This window comes from Vibrio sp. ZOR0018 (assembly GCF_963865925.1).
In the GTDB taxonomy this organism is placed as follows: Bacteria; Pseudomonadota; Gammaproteobacteria; order Enterobacterales; family Vibrionaceae; genus Vibrio; species Vibrio anguillarum.
Window position 1 is genome coordinate 279347 of record NZ_CAWMCN010000118.1, and the last position, 19464, is coordinate 298810.

General features: G+C 45.8%; 18 protein-coding genes. 13 read left to right on the forward strand and 5 right to left on the reverse strand.

The window, feature by feature from the left end; translation table 11 throughout:
• Positions 1 to 38: 38 nt before the first annotated feature.
• The gene (locus AACR75_RS12925) at positions 39 to 1235 is read right to left on the reverse strand and encodes an acetate kinase (RefSeq protein WP_013856499.1); all 1197 of its coding nucleotides are present in this window, start codon (positions 1233 to 1235) and stop codon (positions 39 to 41) included.
• Positions 1236 to 1583: 348 nt separating this feature from the next.
• Here AACR75_RS12925 and yfbV point away from each other — a divergent pair, with 348 nt between their 5' ends.
• The 4 genes from yfbV (at position 1584) to AACR75_RS12945 (ending at position 5155) form a co-directional block, all read left to right on the forward strand.
• On the forward strand, positions 1584 to 2036 hold the full coding sequence (yfbV, locus tag AACR75_RS12930) for a terminus macrodomain insulation protein YfbV (RefSeq protein WP_013856500.1): 453 nt from the start codon (positions 1584 to 1586) through the stop codon (positions 2034 to 2036).
• A 358-nt stretch (positions 2037 to 2394) separates the two neighbouring features.
• A complete protein-coding gene (locus AACR75_RS12935; RefSeq protein WP_013856501.1) occupies positions 2395 to 3360 on the forward strand; it encodes an ABC transporter substrate-binding protein in 966 nt (321 codons plus the stop codon).
• A 59-nt stretch (positions 3361 to 3419) separates the two neighbouring features.
• Entirely contained in the window at positions 3420 to 4364 is a 945-nt protein-coding gene (locus AACR75_RS12940; RefSeq protein ID WP_047687946.1) for an ABC transporter permease, read from the forward strand.
• On the forward strand, positions 4361 to 5155 hold the full coding sequence (locus tag AACR75_RS12945; RefSeq protein WP_010319725.1) for an ABC transporter ATP-binding protein: 795 nt from the start codon (positions 4361 to 4363) through the stop codon (positions 5153 to 5155). Before AACR75_RS12940 ends, AACR75_RS12945 begins: the two co-directional genes overlap by 4 nt.
• Positions 5156 to 5256: 101 nt before the next feature.
• Here AACR75_RS12945 and dusC read toward each other — a convergent pair whose 3' ends face one another.
• The gene (gene dusC, locus AACR75_RS12950) at positions 5257 to 6213 is read right to left on the reverse strand and encodes a tRNA dihydrouridine(16) synthase DusC (protein WP_088718024.1); all 957 of its coding nucleotides are present in this window, start codon (positions 6211 to 6213) and stop codon (positions 5257 to 5259) included.
• A 62-nt stretch (positions 6214 to 6275) separates the two neighbouring features.
• Between dusC and AACR75_RS12955 the strand changes: the two genes are divergently transcribed.
• From AACR75_RS12955 to serS, 4 genes are all read left to right on the forward strand, one after another.
• Positions 6276 to 6932 carry a YecA family protein gene (locus AACR75_RS12955; protein WP_052190313.1) on the forward strand — a complete coding sequence of 219 codons (657 nt, stop codon included), beginning with the start codon at positions 6276 to 6278 and terminating at the stop codon, positions 6930 to 6932.
• 173 nt (positions 6933 to 7105) lie between these two features.
• Entirely contained in the window at positions 7106 to 7708 is a 603-nt protein-coding gene (lolA, locus tag AACR75_RS12960; RefSeq protein ID WP_047687948.1) for an outer membrane lipoprotein chaperone LolA, read from the forward strand.
• Between the two features lie 30 nt (positions 7709 to 7738).
• The gene (locus AACR75_RS12965; RefSeq protein ID WP_026028684.1) at positions 7739 to 9088 is read left to right on the forward strand and encodes a replication-associated recombination protein A; all 1350 of its coding nucleotides are present in this window, start codon (positions 7739 to 7741) and stop codon (positions 9086 to 9088) included.
• Between the two features lie 102 nt (positions 9089 to 9190).
• Complete coding sequence (gene serS / locus AACR75_RS12970) at positions 9191 to 10498, forward strand: serine--tRNA ligase (protein ID WP_047687950.1); 1308 nt, start codon at positions 9191 to 9193, stop codon at positions 10496 to 10498.
• A 79-nt stretch (positions 10499 to 10577) separates the two neighbouring features.
• On the opposite strand, the gene bioA is transcribed toward serS, so the two are convergent.
• Positions 10578 to 11867 (reverse strand): adenosylmethionine--8-amino-7-oxononanoate transaminase, encoded by a 1290-nt coding sequence (gene bioA, locus AACR75_RS12975; protein WP_047687952.1) that lies wholly within the window; start codon positions 11865 to 11867, stop codon positions 10578 to 10580.
• Between the two features lie 134 nt (positions 11868 to 12001).
• Here bioA and bioB point away from each other — a divergent pair, with 134 nt between their 5' ends.
• The 4 genes from bioB to bioD are packed head-to-tail and all read left to right on the forward strand — an operon-like array spanning position 12002 to position 15678.
• Complete coding sequence (bioB, locus tag AACR75_RS12980) at positions 12002 to 13054, forward strand: biotin synthase BioB (RefSeq protein WP_017048088.1); 1053 nt, start codon at positions 12002 to 12004, stop codon at positions 13052 to 13054.
• Positions 13026 to 14189, forward strand: a complete 1164-nt coding sequence (bioF, locus tag AACR75_RS12985) for an 8-amino-7-oxononanoate synthase (RefSeq protein WP_047687954.1) — start codon at positions 13026 to 13028, stop codon at positions 14187 to 14189. Before bioB ends, bioF begins: the two co-directional genes overlap by 29 nt.
• A gap of 2 nt (positions 14190 to 14191) precedes the next feature.
• A complete protein-coding gene (bioC, locus tag AACR75_RS12990) occupies positions 14192 to 14995 on the forward strand; it encodes a malonyl-ACP O-methyltransferase BioC (protein WP_047687956.1) in 804 nt (267 codons plus the stop codon).
• Positions 14992 to 15678 carry a dethiobiotin synthase gene (gene bioD, locus AACR75_RS12995; RefSeq protein WP_047687958.1) on the forward strand — a complete coding sequence of 229 codons (687 nt, stop codon included), beginning with the start codon at positions 14992 to 14994 and terminating at the stop codon, positions 15676 to 15678. The genes bioC and bioD overlap by 4 nt, the downstream gene beginning before the upstream one ends.
• A 61-nt stretch (positions 15679 to 15739) precedes the next feature.
• Here the strand turns inward: bioD and dsbB are convergent, their stop codons facing one another.
• Complete coding sequence (gene dsbB / locus AACR75_RS13000; protein ID WP_013856513.1) at positions 15740 to 16279, reverse strand: disulfide bond formation protein DsbB; 540 nt, start codon at positions 16277 to 16279, stop codon at positions 15740 to 15742.
• Positions 16280 to 16354: 75 nt separating this feature from the next.
• Positions 16355 to 17944, reverse strand: coding sequence for a Na(+)/H(+) antiporter NhaB (gene nhaB, locus AACR75_RS13005; RefSeq protein WP_013856514.1), 1590 nt, complete (start codon positions 17942 to 17944; stop codon positions 16355 to 16357).
• A gap of 655 nt (positions 17945 to 18599) precedes the next feature.
• Here nhaB and fadR point away from each other — a divergent pair.
• Entirely contained in the window at positions 18600 to 19439 is an 840-nt protein-coding gene (fadR, locus tag AACR75_RS13010; protein WP_010319711.1) for a fatty acid metabolism transcriptional regulator FadR, read from the forward strand.
• The last annotated feature ends 25 nt before the right edge of the window (positions 19440 to 19464 follow it).

A 19464-nucleotide genomic window follows, 5' to 3' on the forward strand; every position in this document is an offset into this window, starting at 1 on the left:
AAAAACTGGCTAACTCAGAGAGTTAGCCAGAAAGTCAATTAAAGACCTGCCAGACGAGCAGTATCTTCAGCAATCACTAGCTCTTCATTGGTCGAGATAACCATAGCTGGAATACGGCTGTTTGCCGTTGTGATCACACCTTCGCCGCCAAAACGTGCTTTTAGGTTTGCTGCGCTGTCGACTTCGATACCGAAGATAGCCAAACGGTTTAGTACCATTTCACGGATAGGGCCTGAGTTCTCACCGATACCACCAGTGAAGACGATAGCGTCTAGGCGACCGTCAAGGCTTGCTGTGTAGCCAGCCACGTATTTTGCTAGGCGGTGGCAGAACACGTCCATTGCACGAGTCGCTTCTTCTTTCTCACCGTAGTTATCTTCAACAAAACGGCAATCCGAAGTCACTTGAGTTAAGCCTTGTAGGCCAGACTCTTTGGTTAGCATAGTGTTGATTTGATCAACAGAGTAACCCAGTGCATCGTGCAGGTGGAAGATGATTGCAGGGTCGATGTCACCACAACGTGTGCCCATCACCAAACCTTCAAGCGGCGTTAGACCCATTGAAGTATCAACTGATTGACCGTTTTTGATCGCACAAACAGAAGCACCATTGCCTAGGTGACAGTTGATGATGTTAACTTCTTCAACTGGCTTGTTGAGTAGGCCTGCAACTTCACGAGTGATGAATAAGTGTGAAGTACCATGCATGCCATAACGACGGATACCATGCTCTTTGTATAGATTGTACGGAAGAGCGTATAGGAAAGACTCTTCAGGCATAGTTTGATGGAACGCAGTATCAAACACAGCTACGTTTTGAAGCTCAGGGAAGTTTTTCTTAGCGGCTTCGATACCGATGATGTGTGCTGGGTTATGAAGCGGTGCAAAGGTTGCAGCGTCTTGAATACCTTTCAGTACATCATCAGAGATAAGTGCAGATTGAGTGAACTGCTCACCACCGTGTACGATACGGTGACCGATAGCGCCAAGGTTAGCTTTAAGCTCTGGCTTAGAAGCAAGAATAGTTTCAACCATAAACGCGAGTGCTTCTTCGTGCGCTGCACCTTCGCCTAGTTGCGCTTCGTGTTTACCGTCAAGTTTCCACTTGATACGTGCTTCAGGAAGGTGAAGACATTCAGCAAGACCTGATAGGTGCTCAGCACCTGTTTCTGCATCGACAACAGCAAATTTAAGAGAAGAACTACCGCAGTTTAAAACTAAAACTAGCTTAGACATGTGTGACTACCTGTAATAATCGGTTAGGATAAAAATCATTCACAAGAATAGTAGAACCGTTGTGGAGCGCTACTAATCTTGGTCAATAAAACTTGAATTTCCGTATAATGAGACGGGGCTTTTAACGTAAAGTCGTCGATGCATTCCTTGCAGATTTCATCTCGGAGTTGCCTAAATTGTAAATAACGGCAACAATGAGATTGAGGGCTCGCAAAGAATAGCGATAATGGGCCAATATAACAAAAAAAAATTGAAATAATATTAACTTCTATCAATTTTTTACTAGATTAGTTGAATCATTAAACTATTTTTTAGTTGAATGGGCAGCATCGAGAGTGAGGGCGCGCTATGAATAACAAAGTTGGAATCGTTCACAGCCTGAAAGATGGTCAGAAATATATGGATGTTTGGCCTGTGCGCAAAGAGCTAGGCCTCATTTTTCCTGAGCAACGGATCATTAAAGCCACGCGTTTTGGCGTTAAGGCTATGCCAGCTATCGCCGCAATCAGTGTACTGACACAGATGGTTTTTGAAAATACACAGGCGATGCCCCAAGCAGTGGTAGTGGCACTTTTTGCCATAAGCTTACCGCTACAAGGTATGTGGTGGCTGGGAAACCGCGCCAATACCCAACTTCCACCTTCGCTTGCTGGGTGGTACCGAGAGCTGTACCAGAAGATTGTCGATACTGGTTTTGCTTTAGAGCCAATCAAAGCGAAACCGAGATACAAAGAGCTGGCTGCTATCCTCAACCGAGCATTCCGTCAGTTAGATGACGCCGCGTTAGAACGCTGGTTCTAGCCACCCAGGTAGCATGTGAATAAAAGGCAAAGAGGACTTCCGCAGTGAACTCCTCTTTGTTATTCAACTTTCGCCTTATTCTTATCTCTCTTTTTGTTACTTTACTGTTAAACCTCACTTCCCTTTAGCCTGAGTTACTGGTAATAATGTTGTCAGCGACGCTCAGTGCGCGTACATAAAAATATTAAAAACACAACATCCAACATGTATACCCAAACAATATGAAGTTGTAAGCAATCTGCAATGGGATGAATCCTAATGTGGCACAGGTTAACAGTGTTTAACGGGATGAGCGCATTTGCTAGCACTGCTACCGCTTTAAGTAGGAAGGGTATAATGCTTAAATCAAGGAGTTAAGATGAAAGCAGGCAAAGCCATTGTTACCGCCGTTTTTGCAGGAGCAGTATTACTCTCTTCCACAAGCATCATGGCCAAAACAGCGAAAGTCGCCGTATCGCAAATTGTTGAGCACCCAGCTTTAGACGCAACCAGACAAGGTTTACTTGATGGTTTAAAAGCAAAAGGTTATGAACAAGGCAAAAATCTAGATTTTGATTTTAAAACCGCGCAAGGCAACCCAGCTATTGCTGTTCAAATTGCGCGCCAATTTGTCGGGGAAAATCCTGATGTGTTAGTCGGCATCGCAACCCCCACGGCGCAAGCGCTCGTCTCTGCAACCAAAACTATTCCTGTCGTGTTCACGGCGGTGACCGATCCTGTCGGTGCTAAATTGGTGAAAAAACTTGAGCAGCCGGGTAAGAACGTGACCGGGCTTTCTGATCTATCGCCAGTTGAACAGCACGTTGAGCTGATCAAAGAGATCATGCCAAACGTGAAATCTATCGGCGTAGTGTATAACCCTGGTGAGGCCAATGCAGTGAGCTTGATGGAACTGCTTAAATCGAGCACTCAAAAACATGGCATTAAACTTATTGAAGCGACAGCCTTAAAAAGCGCAGACGTACAAACTGCGACACAGGCGATTGCCTCAAAATCAGACATTATCTATGCCTTAATTGATAATACCGTCGCCAGTGCGATTGAAGGGATGATTGTTTCGGCAAACCAAGCTAAGACCCCAGTATTTGGCGCAGCAACCTCTTATGTTGAACGCGGAGCGATTGCTAGCCTTGGCTTTGATTATTACCAAATTGGCGTACAAACCGCGGACTATGTTGTCGCTATCTTGGAAGGCCAAGCACCGGGTAAACTGGATGTTAAAGTGGCCAAAGGGTCTGATTTAATGATCAACAAAACCGCAGCGGAAAAACTGGGCGTAACGATTCCTCAGTCAGTACTTGATCGTGCTACGAGCGTAAAATAAAGACCATTCAGAGCTAGAGCGAAGGCTTTAGCTCTGTTTAAGCAGAGAAAGGAGTTGTTATGTCTGCTTTTGCTTTTTTTGGCGCTCTAGAGATAGGGCTGCTGTACGGATTAGTGGCATTGGGTGTTTACCTCACTTTCCGTGTCCTTGATTTCCCCGATTTAAGCGTTGACGGCAGCTTCCCGATGGGTGCTGCGGTGGCCGCAACGGCGATTGTGGCAGGTATTAACCCTTGGGTCGCTACAGGAATGGCAATACTTGCGGGTGCCTTTACCGGTTGGGTGACTGCATTTCTTGCGGTTCGCTGCGGTATTTTGCATCTATTGGCGTCGATTCTCACCATGATTGCCGCCTTCTCCATCAATATTCGTATTATGGGACGCCCCAATATTGCTCTGCTTGGGGAGGAGACCATTCTTACGCCCTTTGAAGCCATGGGCGACTCGGTTTACATTCGCCCGCTGGTCGTGGGTGTATTGGTCTTGATGTCGGCCTGGTTTGTGGTGCGATTATTAAACAGTGACTTTGGACTTGGACTGCGTGCTACGGGCGTTAATGCCCGCATGGTGAGAGCACAAGGCGGAAGCACCTCGTTTTATACCTATTTTGCTCTTGCGTTATCGAATGGTTTTGTCGGTTTTGCTGGGGCACTGTTTGCGCAAACCAACAGTTTTGCTGATGTAACTGCGGGCGTAGGGACGATTGTAGTTGGCCTTGCTGCTGTGATCTTGGGGCAGACGTTGATCCCTGGGCGCCGGATCTGGGTTGCAGTGCTGGCGGTCATTGTCGGTTCAGTGCTGTACCGTTTAGCGGTCGCCTTTGCTTTGAGCTCGGGCATGTTCGGTTTGCAGGCGTCTGATCTCAACTTAGTTACTGCTGTGCTGGTGGCCATTGCACTGATTGCGCCAAAAATGAAAAGGAACTTCAAAGCAAAAAAGGGTAATTCTCCTGCTCAGAAGTCGGTTGTTGCTAAGCAGGATAAAGCGTCAGGAGAAACATTATGATTCGTTTAGAAGATATTCAAGTCACGTTTAACCCTGGCACAATTTTAGAAAATAGAGCGTTAAGAGGTGTTCACCTCGAAGTACCTGAACATCAATTTTTAACTGTGATTGGCTCAAATGGTGCAGGGAAATCGACCTTATTAGGCGCTGTAACGGGCGAAACGCCCATGATGGCAGGCAAAGTACTCATCGATGAAGTCGATGTCACGCGCCAGAGCGTGGATCAGCGTGCACGTTTATGCGCTCGCGTGTTCCAAGACCCACTTGCCGGTACATGTGGCGATTTAACCATTGAAGAGAATATGGCTTTAGCCTACATGCGCGGCAAGCGCCGAGGGTGGGGGCTGTCACTTTCTTCATCACGTCGCAAGTTGTTTCAAGAGCGAATCGCTATCCTTGGTTTGGGATTAGAAGATCGTTTAGGCGATAACATCGGCCTACTGTCTGGTGGGCAGCGTCAAGCGGTTAGCTTAGTGATGGCAACCTTATCTGACAGTAAATTGTTACTGCTTGATGAGCACACTGCGGCTCTGGACCCTAGAATGGCGGCCTTTATCATTGATTTGACCAAAACAATCGTCAAAGAATTTAACTTGACGGTGATGATGGTAACGCACTCGATGAAAGATGCCTTAGCGTGTGGTGATCGCACTGTAATGCTTCACCAAGGTGAAATTGTTCTTGATGTGTCTGGTGAGCAGCGTGCCAATATGAAAGTGCCTGATCTACTGGAAATGTTTTCGAAAGTTCGAGGCGAAGAGCTGGCAGATGATAGCCTTCTACTCAGTTAATGGTTTTATTTCGTTATCACAGAGGGTTAGTTAACACAGTGGTTGACTAAGCAGCAACAGGCTTTCTCGGCGTGATGTTGAGAAAGCCTGAAGAAAACGCATTACAAGGTGTTTTGTAACCGATCACGGTAACGCTGAATGTGCTCCACGATAGGTTCCGATTTGGTGAAGGTCCTGATTTCGCGAAATAGCTCGTTAGCTTGAGGATATTCTTGACGCAAGTAGGTAAACCATTGCTTGACTCGGTTGGGATAGTAAAAGCCTTTATCGCCTCTAATTTCAAATTGCGAATAGCGCAGGAGCAGATCAACCACTTCATGCCAAGGCATCACTTTATGGTTATGTTTCACCACATTGCCTAAATTGGGAACGTTGAATGCGCCTCGACAAACCATCAATGACTCTACGCCCGTCGCTTTAATACAGGCTTGACCATCGTCATAGTTCCAAATTTCGCCATTAGCGATCAGAGGCAGAGACGTCTTCTGGCGTATCTGATTAATGTAATCCCACTTAATTTCACTGGCGCGATAACCGCCCGCTTTTGTTCGGGCATGAACTGTGAGCTCGTTTGCTCCAGCTTGTTCAATCGCATCGACAATTTCAAAGCAGTCGTTAGGGTCTTCCCAACCTAAGCGGATTTTAGCCGAAACAGGGATCGCTTTCGGTACCGCATCTCGGCATGATTTTACCACTTGATAAATCAATTCCGGATGTTGTAACAGCGCCGCACCGCCTTTGTGTTTGTTGACCGTTTTCGCTGGGCAACCAAAGTTCAAGTCAATGCCGTGCGCGCCTAATTCAGCAACTCGTGCGGCATTTTCTGCCATCCAATGTGGCTCTTGGCCGAGCAGTTGAACGTGCACGGGAACACCTGCTTGCGTTTTTGAGCCTGTTTTCAGTTCAGGACAAAGGCGATAAAAAACGTGGTCAGGCAATAATTGGTCAACGACACGCACAAATTCAGTCACGCACAGATCGTAATCATTCATCTGGGTGAGCAGTTCACGCATCAAGTGGTCTAGCACACCCTCCATTGGGCCCAAAATTACACGCATCATCATTTCGCCTTAAAAATTCGAGGCGAGATTGTAGTGGTTACCGAATCAAAAGTCACTAAATGCAAGAGTTGGTATATAATCCCTGGTCAACCATTTTAACTGTACAGATTTTCATGACCTACTCATTGCTCTCTCTTCCTCAATCAACTCCTCAATCCGCTCATTTTTTTGAAGGGGCTATTTTGGCATCCAATTTCGCCACTAAGCCGTTAGAACCCACAACTTGGTTAGAACCTTTAGTGGGGGAGCAAGTCAAAGCACTTGAACCAGCGGTGATGGCGCAAATTAATCTGCAATATAACTTGCTCAAACGTAGCGAATATTCGGCGTTAGCCTTGCTAGATAATGCGACTCAGTGGGCTGATTTTGCTGAAGGGTTTATGAGCGTCTGGCCAGTCGTTGAACCGCAATGGTTAGAGACTCAAATTGGTGATGGCAGCCTGCGCATGCTGCAAGCTTTGTTGACCACCTTCATGTTAGCCATCGATGAAACACAAACACAGCAGCAGATGAGCGAAGCGGGTTTTGCAACACCACCCAGTTTGAGTGATTTTGCTGAGCAGTTGGATGTCATGCTCACTGAAGTGGCGTTAATGGCTGATGAATTAATGCTCGGCATGAAAACGCAGCGGGTTAACCCATTTAAAGAGATTGGACGCAATGATCCTTGTCCGTGCGCCAGTGGCAAAAAATTCAAACAGTGCTGTGGCCAGTAAAGTACGCCGCCTGAGGTTTAATCTCAACAAAACGCTGACAAACCCAAGCCAATAAGCCCTTATAAACGAGCTGTTCTTATAAGCGAATGCTTCTTAAAAGAATGGGGTCTTATCAATAGACGTTATAGAAAACGTTGTAGACAAAAAATTGTTATCCATGGAGTGTGGTAATCATGAAAAGAGTGTTAGCCCTGTTGCTGTGTAGTTTTTCTGTCGCTGTTTTGGCTGCGCCAAAAGACGAGTTGAGCCAACGCCTCGCGCTGAACGCTGGTTTTAGCGCTACCTTTGCCCAGCAAGTGATCAGCCCTGAAGGTGATATTGTGATGGAAGGTCAGGGGAAAGTTGATATTGTTCGGCCAAGCCTTTTCCGTTGGCAAACGACCGCTCCTGATGAAAACTTACTGGTGTCTGATGGTAAAACCTTGTGGTATTACAGTCCATTTATCGAACAAGTGAGTATTTATAATCAAGAACAAGCGACGGAACAAACTCCTTTTGTGTTGCTGACTCGTAATCGCGCCAGTGATTGGGATCACTATAAGGTTGCACAAAACGGTGATGATTTCACCCTAACGCCAACCGCGGTAGATTCAAACCAAGGGCAGTTTCAGATAGCGATTGATGAGAAAGGGATCGTGAAAGGTTTTAACGTGATTGAACAAGATGGGCAGAAGAGTCTGTTTACGTTTAGCGATGTACAACTAACACCGGCCGCTAAAGCGCGTTTCACGTTCCAGATCCCGCAAGGTGTCGAGGTTGATGATCAACGTAATTGAGATAGGGACTAAGGCGTGAGCAATTATAGTGTGGGTAACTACAGCTTAGATTTTTCGGGTGATGAAGATTTCCGTCCGTTGGCCGCTAGAATGCGCCCTCAGACGGTTGAGCAGTATATTGGCCAGCAGCACATTTTAGGTGTGGGTAAACCCTTGCGGCGTGCATTAGAGGCTGGTCATATTCATTCGATGATCTTGTGGGGGCCGCCCGGTACGGGTAAAACGACCTTAGCTGAAGTGGCGGCGAATTACGCCAATGCAGAGGTTGAACGTGTTTCTGCGGTGACTTCTGGCGTTAAAGAGATCCGTGCTGCCATTGAAAAAGCACGCGAAAATAAAATGGCGGGTCGACGTACTATTTTGTTTGTAGACGAAGTGCATCGTTTTAATAAATCTCAACAAGATGCCTTTTTGCCACACATTGAAGATGGCACTGTGACTTTCATTGGTGCCACGACAGAGAATCCCTCTTTTGAACTCAACAACGCTTTGCTATCTCGTGCTCGGGTGTACAAATTAACCTCGCTGGCTAGCGATGAAATTTTGCTGGCGCTCAATCAAGCAATCAACGATGCCGATCGCGGTTTAGGTAAAGTCGCAGCGCAGTTTATGGATAACGTGCTCGAACGTTTGGCTGAATTGGTCAATGGTGATGCGCGCATGTCACTCAATTATCTTGAGCTGCTGTACGACATGGCCGAAGAGAATGCGCAAGGTGAAAAACTCATTACGCTCAAACTGTTGGCCGAAGTGGCAGGCGAAAAAGTGTCGCGCTTTGATAATAAAGGCGATATTTGGTACGACCTTATCTCTGCGGTGCATAAATCGATTCGAGGTTCCAACCCCGATGCGGCGCTGTATTGGTCGGCCAGAATGATCGCAGCAGGCTGTGATCCACTTTATATCGCTCGCCGTTTATTGGCGATAGCTTCGGAAGATGTCGGCAACGCCGACCCAAGAGGCATGCAGGTGGCGCTCGCTGCTTGGGACTGTTTTACCCGCGTTGGTCCTGCGGAAGGTGAACGTGCGATTGCACAAGCGATTGTCTATTTAGCGTGCGCGCCCAAAAGTAATGCTGTGTATAGCGCGTGGAAGCAAGCCTTAGCTGATGCGCATAATTTGCCAGAGTATGAGGTGCCGCCTCATTTGCGTAATGCACCAACCAGTTTGATGAAAGATCTTGGTTATGGAGCACAATATCGCTATGCCCACGATGAACCGGGAGCTTACGCGGCTGGCGAAAGTTATTTGCCGCCTGAAATGAGCGATACACGCTACTACCAGCCAACAAATCGAGGTTTAGAAACCAAAATTGGTGAAAAGTTAGATTACTTGGCTAGTTTAGATGCAAAAAGCCCACAAAAGCGCTATGAAAAATAGTCTCTTTTCGTTATCTTTGTCGGGTTCAATTTTCTCTACGCGTCGCTCTTATTAGAAAGGGATGCAGGCGCGTTTTTCATAACTAAAAGCATAGGATTAGCAATGCTGGATTCTAAATTACTTCGCACTGAGCTGGATGAAACAGCTGCAAAATTAGCGCGTCGCGGTTTCAAACTCGACGTTGAGACAATTCGTCAACTTGAAGAACAACGTAAGTCCATTCAAGTAGAAGTTGAAAATTTACAATCCTCGCGCAACTCCATCTCCAAAGAAATTGGCCAAAAAATGGCCGTCGGCGACAAAGCGGGCGCAGAAGCAGTCAAGCTACAAATCGGCTCTCTAGGCAGTGACTTAGACGCGAAAAAAGCGCAGTTGAATGACATCCAAGCACAATTGGATGCGATTACTATGTCTGTACCCAACGTACCAGATGAATCGGTTCCTGATGGTAAAGATGAAAATGACAACGTAGAAGTTTATCGTTGGGGCGAACCCAAAACTTACGATTTTGAGCTCAGAGATCACGTTGATCTTGGTGAAATGGCCGGTGGTTTAGATTTTGCTAGTGCGACTAAAATTACTGGCGCTCGCTTTATCGTGATGAAAGGCCAATTTGCTCGTCTGCACCGTGCGATTGCTCAGTTCATGCTGGACTTGCACACACAAGAACATGGTTATACAGAAATGTATGTCCCTTATCTTGTCAACGCTGACAGCCTGTTTGGTACTGGTCAGCTACCTAAATTTGGTCAAGACCTATTCCATACTGAGCCACTAACTGAAAAAGTGAATGATGAAGAGCCACGTAAACTGTCTCTTATCCCAACGGCTGAAGTACCGGTAACGAACTTGGTGCGTGACACCATTTCTGACGAAGCCGATCTGCCACTTAAAATGACGGCTCATACACCTTGTTTCCGTTCTGAGGCGGGATCGTATGGTCGCGATACACGTGGTCTTATCCGTATGCACCAATTTGATAAAGTCGAATTGGTTCAGATTACGCGCCCAGAAGATTCAATGGCGGCGCTGGAAGAGTTAACGGGTCATGCGGAAAAAGTGCTGAAATTGCTTGAACTGCCGTACCGTAAAGTGGTGTTGTGTGCAGGTGACATGGGCTTTGGCTCTCGCAAAACTTACGATCTCGAAGTGTGGGTTCCTGCGCAAGGTACATACCGTGAGATCTCCTCTTGCTCAAACATGTGGGATTTTCAAGCGCGTCGTATGCAAGCCCGTTTCCGTCGCAAAGGCGGTAATAAACCTGAGCTTGTGCACACGCTGAACGGTTCAGGCCTTGCTGTGGGTCGTACTATGGTAGCCATTTTGGAAAACAACCAACAAGCCGATGGCCGTATTGCCGTTCCTAGCGTACTGCAACCATACATGGGTGGCGCAACGCACATCGGTTAATCATGATGCCTTAAACACAGTAAAAAAACCGACTTGCGAGTCGGTTTTTTTATGCATCAATAGTATGTGTCGGTTCTATTTAAGCCCCATCGATTTGAAAGCATTGCGAATTTTGCAATGCCACCACTACAGCGTTGATCAGTTTTTCAATGTCATCTACTTGGCTAATAAACGGTGGCATCACATAGATTAAACAGCCAAAAGGACGGATCCAGACCCCTTGTTCAACAAATAGCGCTTGAATGATTTCCATATTGACAGGGCGATGCGTTTCAATCACGCCGATAGCGCCCAGCCAGCGCGTCTCTTTTACCATCTCAAAACGGTTAAGCATGGGCAGTAAATGAGCAAATTGCGCTTCAATACGCTGGGTTTGCTGTTGCCAATCGCCCTGTTCGATGAGCTCTAAGCTAGCGCAGGCGACAGCGCACGCCAATGGGTTAGCCATAAAGGTTGGCCCATGCATAAAGCAGCCCGCTTCGCCAGCACAAACCGTATCGGCGACTTGCTTGGTCGCCAGTGTGGCCGAAAGCGTCATATAGCCACCCGTTAAGGCCTTGCCGACACATAAAATATCAGGCGCGATATTAGCGTGCTCACAGGCGAAGAGCTTTCCAGTACGGCCAAATCCAGTTGCAATCTCATCGGCAATCAGTAGCAAACCATATTGATCGCAAAGTGCACGCACGCCTTTTAAAAACTGAGGATGATAGATACGCATACCGCCAGCACCTTGCACAATTGGTTCTAAAATCACCGCCGCAAGCTCTTGATGAGCGTACATTATTTTATCTCGAAAATCATCGAGATCGCGTTCATCCCACTCATCCCAAAAACCGCAAGTTGGCGAATCGGCAAAAATATGCTGCGGCAAAAAACCTTTGTAGAGCGAATGCATCGAGTTATCTGGGTCAGTGACTGACATCGCGGCAAACGTATCGCCGTGATAGCCATGGCGTAAGGTGAGAAATTTCGCTCGCGGTTGACCTTTTGCATGCCAGTATTGCAGCGCCATTTTTAAGCCGACCTCCACGGCGACAGAGCCAGAATCGGCTAAAAATACGTGCTCAAGATTGCTTGGCGCTAATGCCAGTAATTTTTTACAAAGCGTAATGGCGGGTTGATGTGTGATACCGCCAAACATCACGTGTGACATTTTATCAATTTGCTGATGCGCAGCGTAATTAAGGTGTGGATGGTTATAACCATGAATAGTTGCCCACCAAGAGGACATTCCATCAATCAAGCGTCGCCCATCTTCCAAATAAAGATGGACACCTTGAGCGTGAGTGACGGGATAACAAGTCAATGGCGTCAGCGTTGAAGTGTAGGGATGCCAGATATGTTGGCGGTCGAAGAGTAAATCCATGATCAGTCCATATTGCTGGGTTTGTTTAAGAATTAATCAAACGTAAACTTATGCTTTCTTTGTTTGTTGACAGTTTATCGCTTGTCAGTAGACTAGCCAAGCAACAAAATAATAAAACTGAATAAGGAAGAGATGTGGAAGTTCGTCATAACTGGACCGTTGCTGAGGTGAACGCACTGGTCGAAAAGCCGTTTATGGATCTACTGTTTGAAGCGCAGCAAGTACATCGTCAATACCATCCCAAAAATTATGTTCAGGTCAGCACGTTACTTTCTATTAAGACGGGGGCGTGTCCTGAAGATTGTAAATATTGCCCGCAGAGTGCGCATTACCGGACTGATGTTGATAAAGAACGGTTGATGGAAGTCGAGCGGGTGTTAGACGCGGCGCAAAAAGCGAAGCGCTCTGGCTCGACCCGCTTTTGCATGGGAGCGGCGTGGAAAAACCCGAAAGCGCGTGATATGCCTCTCTTGAAAGAGATGATTAGTGGCGTGAAAGAGATGGGCTTGGAAACGTGTATGACGTTGGGCATGCTAACGCCTGATCAAGCAAGCGAGTTGGCCAGTGCAGGGCTTGATTATTACAACCACAACCTAGATACCTCACCTGAATACTATGGCAACATTATCACCACCCGAACCTATCAAGATCGCCTTGATACCTTATCGCACGTGCGCGATGCAGGAATGAAGATCTGCTCTGGGGGAATTATCGGTATGGGAGAGAGCGCTAATGACCGCGCTGGCCTGTTGGTGGAATTAGCGAACTTACCAACCCATCCTGAAAGTGTACCGATTAATATGCTGGTCAAAGTGAAAGGCACACCGTTAGAGCAAGCCGAAGATGTCGAAGCGTTTGATTTTATTCGTCTGATTGCCGTTGCTCGGATCATGATGCCACAATCGGCGGTGCGTTTATCGGCTGGACGTGAAAATATGAATGAGCAGATGCAAGCGCTGTGCTTTATGGCAGGTGCAAACTCCATTTTCTACGGTTGCAAGTTGCTAACGACTCCTAATCCTGATGAAGATAGCGATATGCAGTTGTTTAAAAAACTGGGTATCAATAGCCAACAAGTGAGCCAAAAACCGGATGAAATTGCAGAAAGTGAGCTGCTTGAGCGTGTCGTAAAACGGGTGGCAGCTCGTCCTACTAAAGATGATCTTTTCTACGATGCCAGCGTTTAATTCACGTATTTCAGCGGCGCTCAGTGCTCGTCGCGAGCTTGGGCTTTCTCGCTCTCTTATCGAGCTTGAGGGAGGCAACCAGGTTCGATTGTGCAAAGATGGCCGCCAGTATCTTAACTTTTCCAGTAACGATTACCTTGGCCTTGCACACGACTCAGAATTGATTGCCGCTTGGCAGCAAGGGCTGAGTATGTATGGTTGCGGTAGTGGCGCATCTCCTTTGGTCACAGGCTTTAGCTCAGCCCATCGCAACCTTGAAGCTAACTTGTGTGAGTGGCTAGGTTATGAGCGAGCCATTTTGTTTGGATCGGGGTTTAGTGCCAATCAGGCACTGCTGTTTAGCCTGCTCAATAAAGACGATTTGCTACTGCAAGATAAACTTAACCACGCCTCTTTGATCGAAGCAGGAATGCTTTGCGCAGCCAGTATGAAGCGTTTTCGGCACAACGATGTCACTCATCTTAAGCAACAGTTTAACCGCGATAGTCATACGTTAGTGGTGACTGAAGGGGTCTTTAGCATGGATGGTGATTGTGCACCGCTGTGCGAAATCACGGATGCACTGCAAGGTGAAGCGTGGTTGGCAGTCGATGATGCACACGGCATCGGTGTGTTGGGCGAGGGTGGGGCCGGCAGTTGCAGTGCGGCAGGAATAAAGCCACAGCTCTTAGTGGTGACCTTTGGCAAAGCCTTAGGGTTATCGGGTGCAGCTATCTTATGCAATCAAGAGGTGGGTGACTTTCTTACGCAGTTTGCTCGTCACCACGTCTATTCTACAGCCATGCCGCCAGCGCAAGCTTATGCAGTAACTCATGCTATTTCAATGGTCACTCAGCAGTCTTGGCGCAGAGAAAAACTGACTGAGCTGCAAGCTTATTACGCTGAATCTATGCAAGGTTTCGATGGCTATGTTGAAACGCTAACGCCAATCAAACCTTACCTTGTTGGTGAGGCGCAAACAGCATTGAATATCGCCGATCAATTGCGACATCACGGGTGTTGGTTGACCGCGATTCGCCCACCAACGGTGGCTCAAGGCCGTGCCCGATTGCGTATCACTCTAACCGCCAACCACACTATTGCTGACATAGATCAACTAACCACACAACTGCAACGTGCGCTAGAGGAGAGCTGAATATGTCACAAACTCATGCGATAGAGATAAATGCGCTGCATGACAAAGCCGCCATTGCCCATTCTTTTAGCCGCGCGGCAAAGCATTATGATGTACATGCCGCTTTTCAACGTGACGTAGGACACCGTTTATTGGACAAAATGCCGCACAGTCTAGTAGGGAAAAGAGTGCTCGATCTTGGTTGTGGTACGGGCTATTTTTCAGAGCAACTGCGGCGTAGAGGGGCGTATGTGGTATGTGTTGACCTCTCCAGTGAGATGCTAGTACAAGCTAAAAGACGTTGTGGTGATGTTGGCGTCACCTATTATCAAGCAGATGCTGAGGCGCTTCCTTTCGCCAACGCCTCTTTTGATTACGTTTTTTCTAGCTTAGCGCTGCAGTGGTGTGATGACCTTGTTCTACCACTGCGACAAATTCACCGCGTATTGAAACCACAAGGGATGGCTTATTTTTCGACATTATTGGACGGTTCGCTGTTTGAACTGAAACAAGCGTGGACAAAAATTGATACACATCAACACGTCAATGATTTCATCACACTCAATCAGGTAAAAATTGCGTTAGCGCAATCTCACGGTTACCACCATCAACTAGACTTGGCTTCGATCACAGTTTGGTATGACAAAGCTTTTTCCTTGATGAGAGATCTTAAAGGAATTGGTGCAAATCACGTAAGTGGACGCTCACAAGGGTTAACAAGCCGCAGTGCTCTACTGCAAATTGAGCAGGCATACCAAGCATTTCAAAACCATCAAGGTCTTCTACCTGCAACTTATCAGGTTTGTTTAGGGGTTATACATCGATGATTGATGCATTTTTTATTGCGGGTACGGACACCGACGTTGGAAAAACGGTCGCTTCAAAAGCGATTCTACAAGCATTAGCCGCCAAGGATTTGGTGACTATTGGCTACAAACCCGTTGCCGCTGGTAGCGAAAAAACGGAATTTGGCTTACGCAACTCAGATGCATTACATCTGATGAAAGCGGCAACCCAAGAGATGCCCTATGGTGATGTGAATCCATATTCTTTAGCGCTCCCTACATCACCACATATCGCAGCAAAACATGAACAGGTCGAGATTGATTATGGCGTACTCAGTAGCAAATTAGCTAAGCATAAAGCGAATGCTGACATTGTGTTGATCGAAGGTGCTGGTGGTTGGCGTGTTCCGATCTCTGATACGGACTGCTTGTCTACTTGGGTTAAACAAGAACAACTACCCGTTGTATTAGTGGTAGGGATTAAGCTAGGTTGCTTAAGCCATGCAATTTTAACAGCGGAAAGTATTATCGCCGACGGGTTGAAGATTGTTGGCTGGGTAGCCAACCGAGTGAACCCCGGAACTGAGCATTACGCTGAAATTATTGCAATGTTGGAATCGCGCATTCCAGCACCTAAGCTTGGTGAAATACCCTATGTGCCAACGGTAAAACGGCAACAAATTGGTAAGTATATTAATGTTGATCCGCTGCTTGCGTCAGAGTAAGCGATGTGAATCAGCCAAAAGGCATCTCTTAGCGAGATGCCTTTTTTGATCAAGCAGGTTATTACCGCAGCTTATTGACGGGGGTTTTCGCGAACTGAGCTAAAACAACAAAAGCGAGCACCAGCAAGTTAGCAGCATAGATGACCACTAGCCACTGTGGCATGGAAAGCGTTAAAAATTGCCATACCACTTTCGAACAGTCACCGTAAGCTTCGAACATCCAAGGTGCCCATTGATTGAGTGGTGCCCAGCTGGGGAAAGTGACAAATAAATCACAAGTGGCAAAAGGAGAAGGGTTGAATTGGTAATCCACATGTTGCAGAGCTAAGGTCAAACCTTTATAAGCACTGGCTCCCCAAGTAACGAGTCCAATCCAACGAACAATCGGATTATTGGGTGCGATTAAGCCAAGCAGAGCCGCTCCGCCAATTCCTAGCATCGCCACACGTTCATAAATGCACATCACACACGGTGCGAGCATCATGATGTGCTGAAAAAAAAGCGCACAAGCCTCAAAAAAAACCACAAAAAGAAGTAATAAAAACCAAGATTTTCTCGATTGAGAGAACAGTTTCAGAGTAGAAAAAAAAGTCACATTCAATACCTGTAAAGAATAAAAAGCCCTGATAGTTCAGAGCTTTTTAACTTAGATAAGTTTCATTATCAACCGAATATTTTAATGCCCGGCAGAGATGGCTTGAACTGCTTTGGCTGAATGGTGCGTAATCCACCCTAAGTCATAAAAATGCGCAGTCATGGGTTCAACTAAGAAGACAATGCCAAACAGACCAACTAATGCCAATACAATCGTGTAAGGCAGAGCCATGATGACCATTTTGCCATAAGAAAGGCGGATCAATGGTGCAAGTGCTGATGTTAATAAGAATAAGAAAGCGGCTTGGCCGTTTGGTGTTGCTACTGACGGTAAGTTCGTACCTGTGTTAATCGCGACAGCCAATAAATCGAATTGGTCACGCGTGATAACACCTTCTAGTAGCGCTGTTTTGACTTCATTAATATAGACAGTGCCAACGAAAACGTTATCCGAAACCATCGACAAAAGCCCGTTAGCCACATAGAAGAGAGCAAGCTGAGCCCCTTTATCTTCAACATTCAACACAGCATCGATAACTGGTTTAAAGAGTTGTTGATCGATAATTACGGCTACGATGGAGAAGAATACCGCCAGCAGCGCCGTAAAGGGTAGGGCTTCTTCAAATGCTTTGCCTAGCGAATGTTCTTCTATCACACCAGTAAATGCTGTCGCCAAAATAATAACTGAAAGACCAATCAATCCCACTGCCGCTAAGTGCAGTGCCAATCCAACAATCAGCCAGACAGCAATAGCGCCTTGGATCCAAAGTTTTGCGACGTCTTGATTGGTTCGATTTTTGCGCTCAGCCGTGTCAAAATCGACCAGAATTTGACGAACGTTAGCGGGTAATTCTGCGCCGTAACCAAATAGCTTCAGCTTTTCAACTAACACACAGGTCAAAATACCACAGAGAAAAACAGGTACGGTTACTGGAGACATACGGATGATAAACTCGCCAAAAAACCAACCGGCTTGATCGGCGATGATCAAGTTTTGTGGTTCACCAACCATGGTCATCACCCCGCCTAAAGCGGTACCTACGCCAGCATGCATCAGTAGTGAGCGCAAAAACGCACGATAGTTTTCTAGGTCATCACGTGTTAGTTCTGAGATATGTTCATCTTGAGTATGGTCATGAGCGGAGCTTGTCCCTTGTCCCGATGCCACTTTGTGATAAATCGAGTAAAACCCAACGGCGACACTGATGACCACGGCAATAACTGTTAAAGCATCCAAAAATGCAGACAGGAAAGCAGCTGTAATGCAAAAGGCGACCGAAAGCATCGCTTTTGAACGAATACCAAGTAGTATTTTGGTGAAGATGAACAGCAATAGCTGTTTCATGAAATAGATACCAGCCACCATAAACACCAGTAGCAGCAGAACTTCGATGTTATTCACAAGCTCATGTTTTACTTGCTCTGCACTGGTCATTCCAATGGCGATAGCTTCGATAGCCAGTAAGCCACCAGGTTGCAGGGGATAGCATTTAAGCGCCATCGCTAGGGTGAAAATGAATTCAACCACAAGTAGCCAACCAGCAATAAATGGGTCGACCAAAAAGAAAACAATCGGGTTGATGATGAGAAAAGCAATAATGGCAACTTTGTACCAGTCAGGGGCTTTACCAAGAAAGTTCTTGAGAAAAGCGCTTCCGAGGGACATCGGCATGGGTAGTTCTCTTACTGTTGAGATGATAGACGCTGTCAGCTTATCTTTAATTCATTATGTGAAGTGGCCAAATAGAACGTGTTAAACACGAAAATAGTATCTATCGGCAATGTTCTAGTGAAACAACAAACCGTTTAGGGATTATAGTTTTACCAAGACACTCCTTGAGTGAGACAAGCAATCCTTACTTCGACCGTCACTCTACTCCGCAAGCTTTTTTAGTCAATAATAATCAGGTTATTGATAAAACACTTACCGATATTTTGGTCAAAAACGCGATCAAAGTTGGGTAAGCATAGCATAAGAGTTGTGAAAAATTCACGCCGAGCCGTATTTTGAAGTGGAGTTAAGGTAATAGGCATCTAAATGACTAAAAAGAGCGAATTTTGCAAGCTTAAATTGATTATTTTAAGTTTATTAATGTGAGTTATATCTCTTTATTTTTTCTACTCTTATGTGTTCTTCCTTTTGAAGAACTGCTAAAAAATACTATTTCATTGACTCGGTATTGTTCATAAACGAGATGAATAAATTAGAGTTTAAGCTCTATTTTGTTTGTGATAACTTCGCGGATGGTTTGTTTCCGATAACGTTCAACTAGTGGTATGATGAGTCCCATTCGACCCAAATAAATAGAAAACTGGATAAGTACTTAATGGTCATTAAGGCAAAAAGCCCAGCAGGTTTTGCTGAAAAATACATAATTGAGAGCATTTGGAATGGTCGCTTTGCACCGGGTTCTATCTTACCTGCAGAGCGCGAACTTTCAGAATTAATTGGTGTAACACGTACAACGCTTCGAGAAGTATTACAACGCTTAGCCCGTGATGGTTGGTTGACTATACAGCATGGTAAGCCAACAAAAGTAAACCAATTTATGGAAACTTCCGGTTTACACATATTAGATACATTAATGACGCTCGATGCTGAAAATGCCACCAGTATTGTGGAAGATTTACTTGCGGCTCGGACAAATATTAGCCCCATATTTATGCGTTATGCATTTAAAGTGAACAAAGAGCCTGCCGAGCGCACTATTACTAATGTTATCGAAAGCTGTGAAGCACTATTAAGTGCCAAATCTTGGGATTCTTTTATGGAGTTATCTCCTTATGCACAGAAAATCCAACAGCATATTAAAGATGATGGTGAAAAAGACGAATATAAACGTCAGCAAATATTGATTGCGAAAACCTTTAACTTTTACGATTACATGTTATTTCAGCGTTTAGCGTTTCACTCAGGAAATCAAATTTATGGTTTGATTTTTAATGGGCTAAAGAAATTATATGACCGAGTTGGCAGCTATTATTTCTCTAATCCAGAAGCACGCGAGTTAGCCTTGCAGTTTTACCGTGAATTATTAGCAGTATGTGAAAGTGGCAATCGTGAGCAGTTGCCGATTGTGATCCGTCATTACGGTATTGACAGCGCTCACATATGGAATCAAATGAAAACAACGTTACCGACAAATTTTACAGAAGATGATCATTAGAAAATTCGTTTTACTGTAAAAAAGC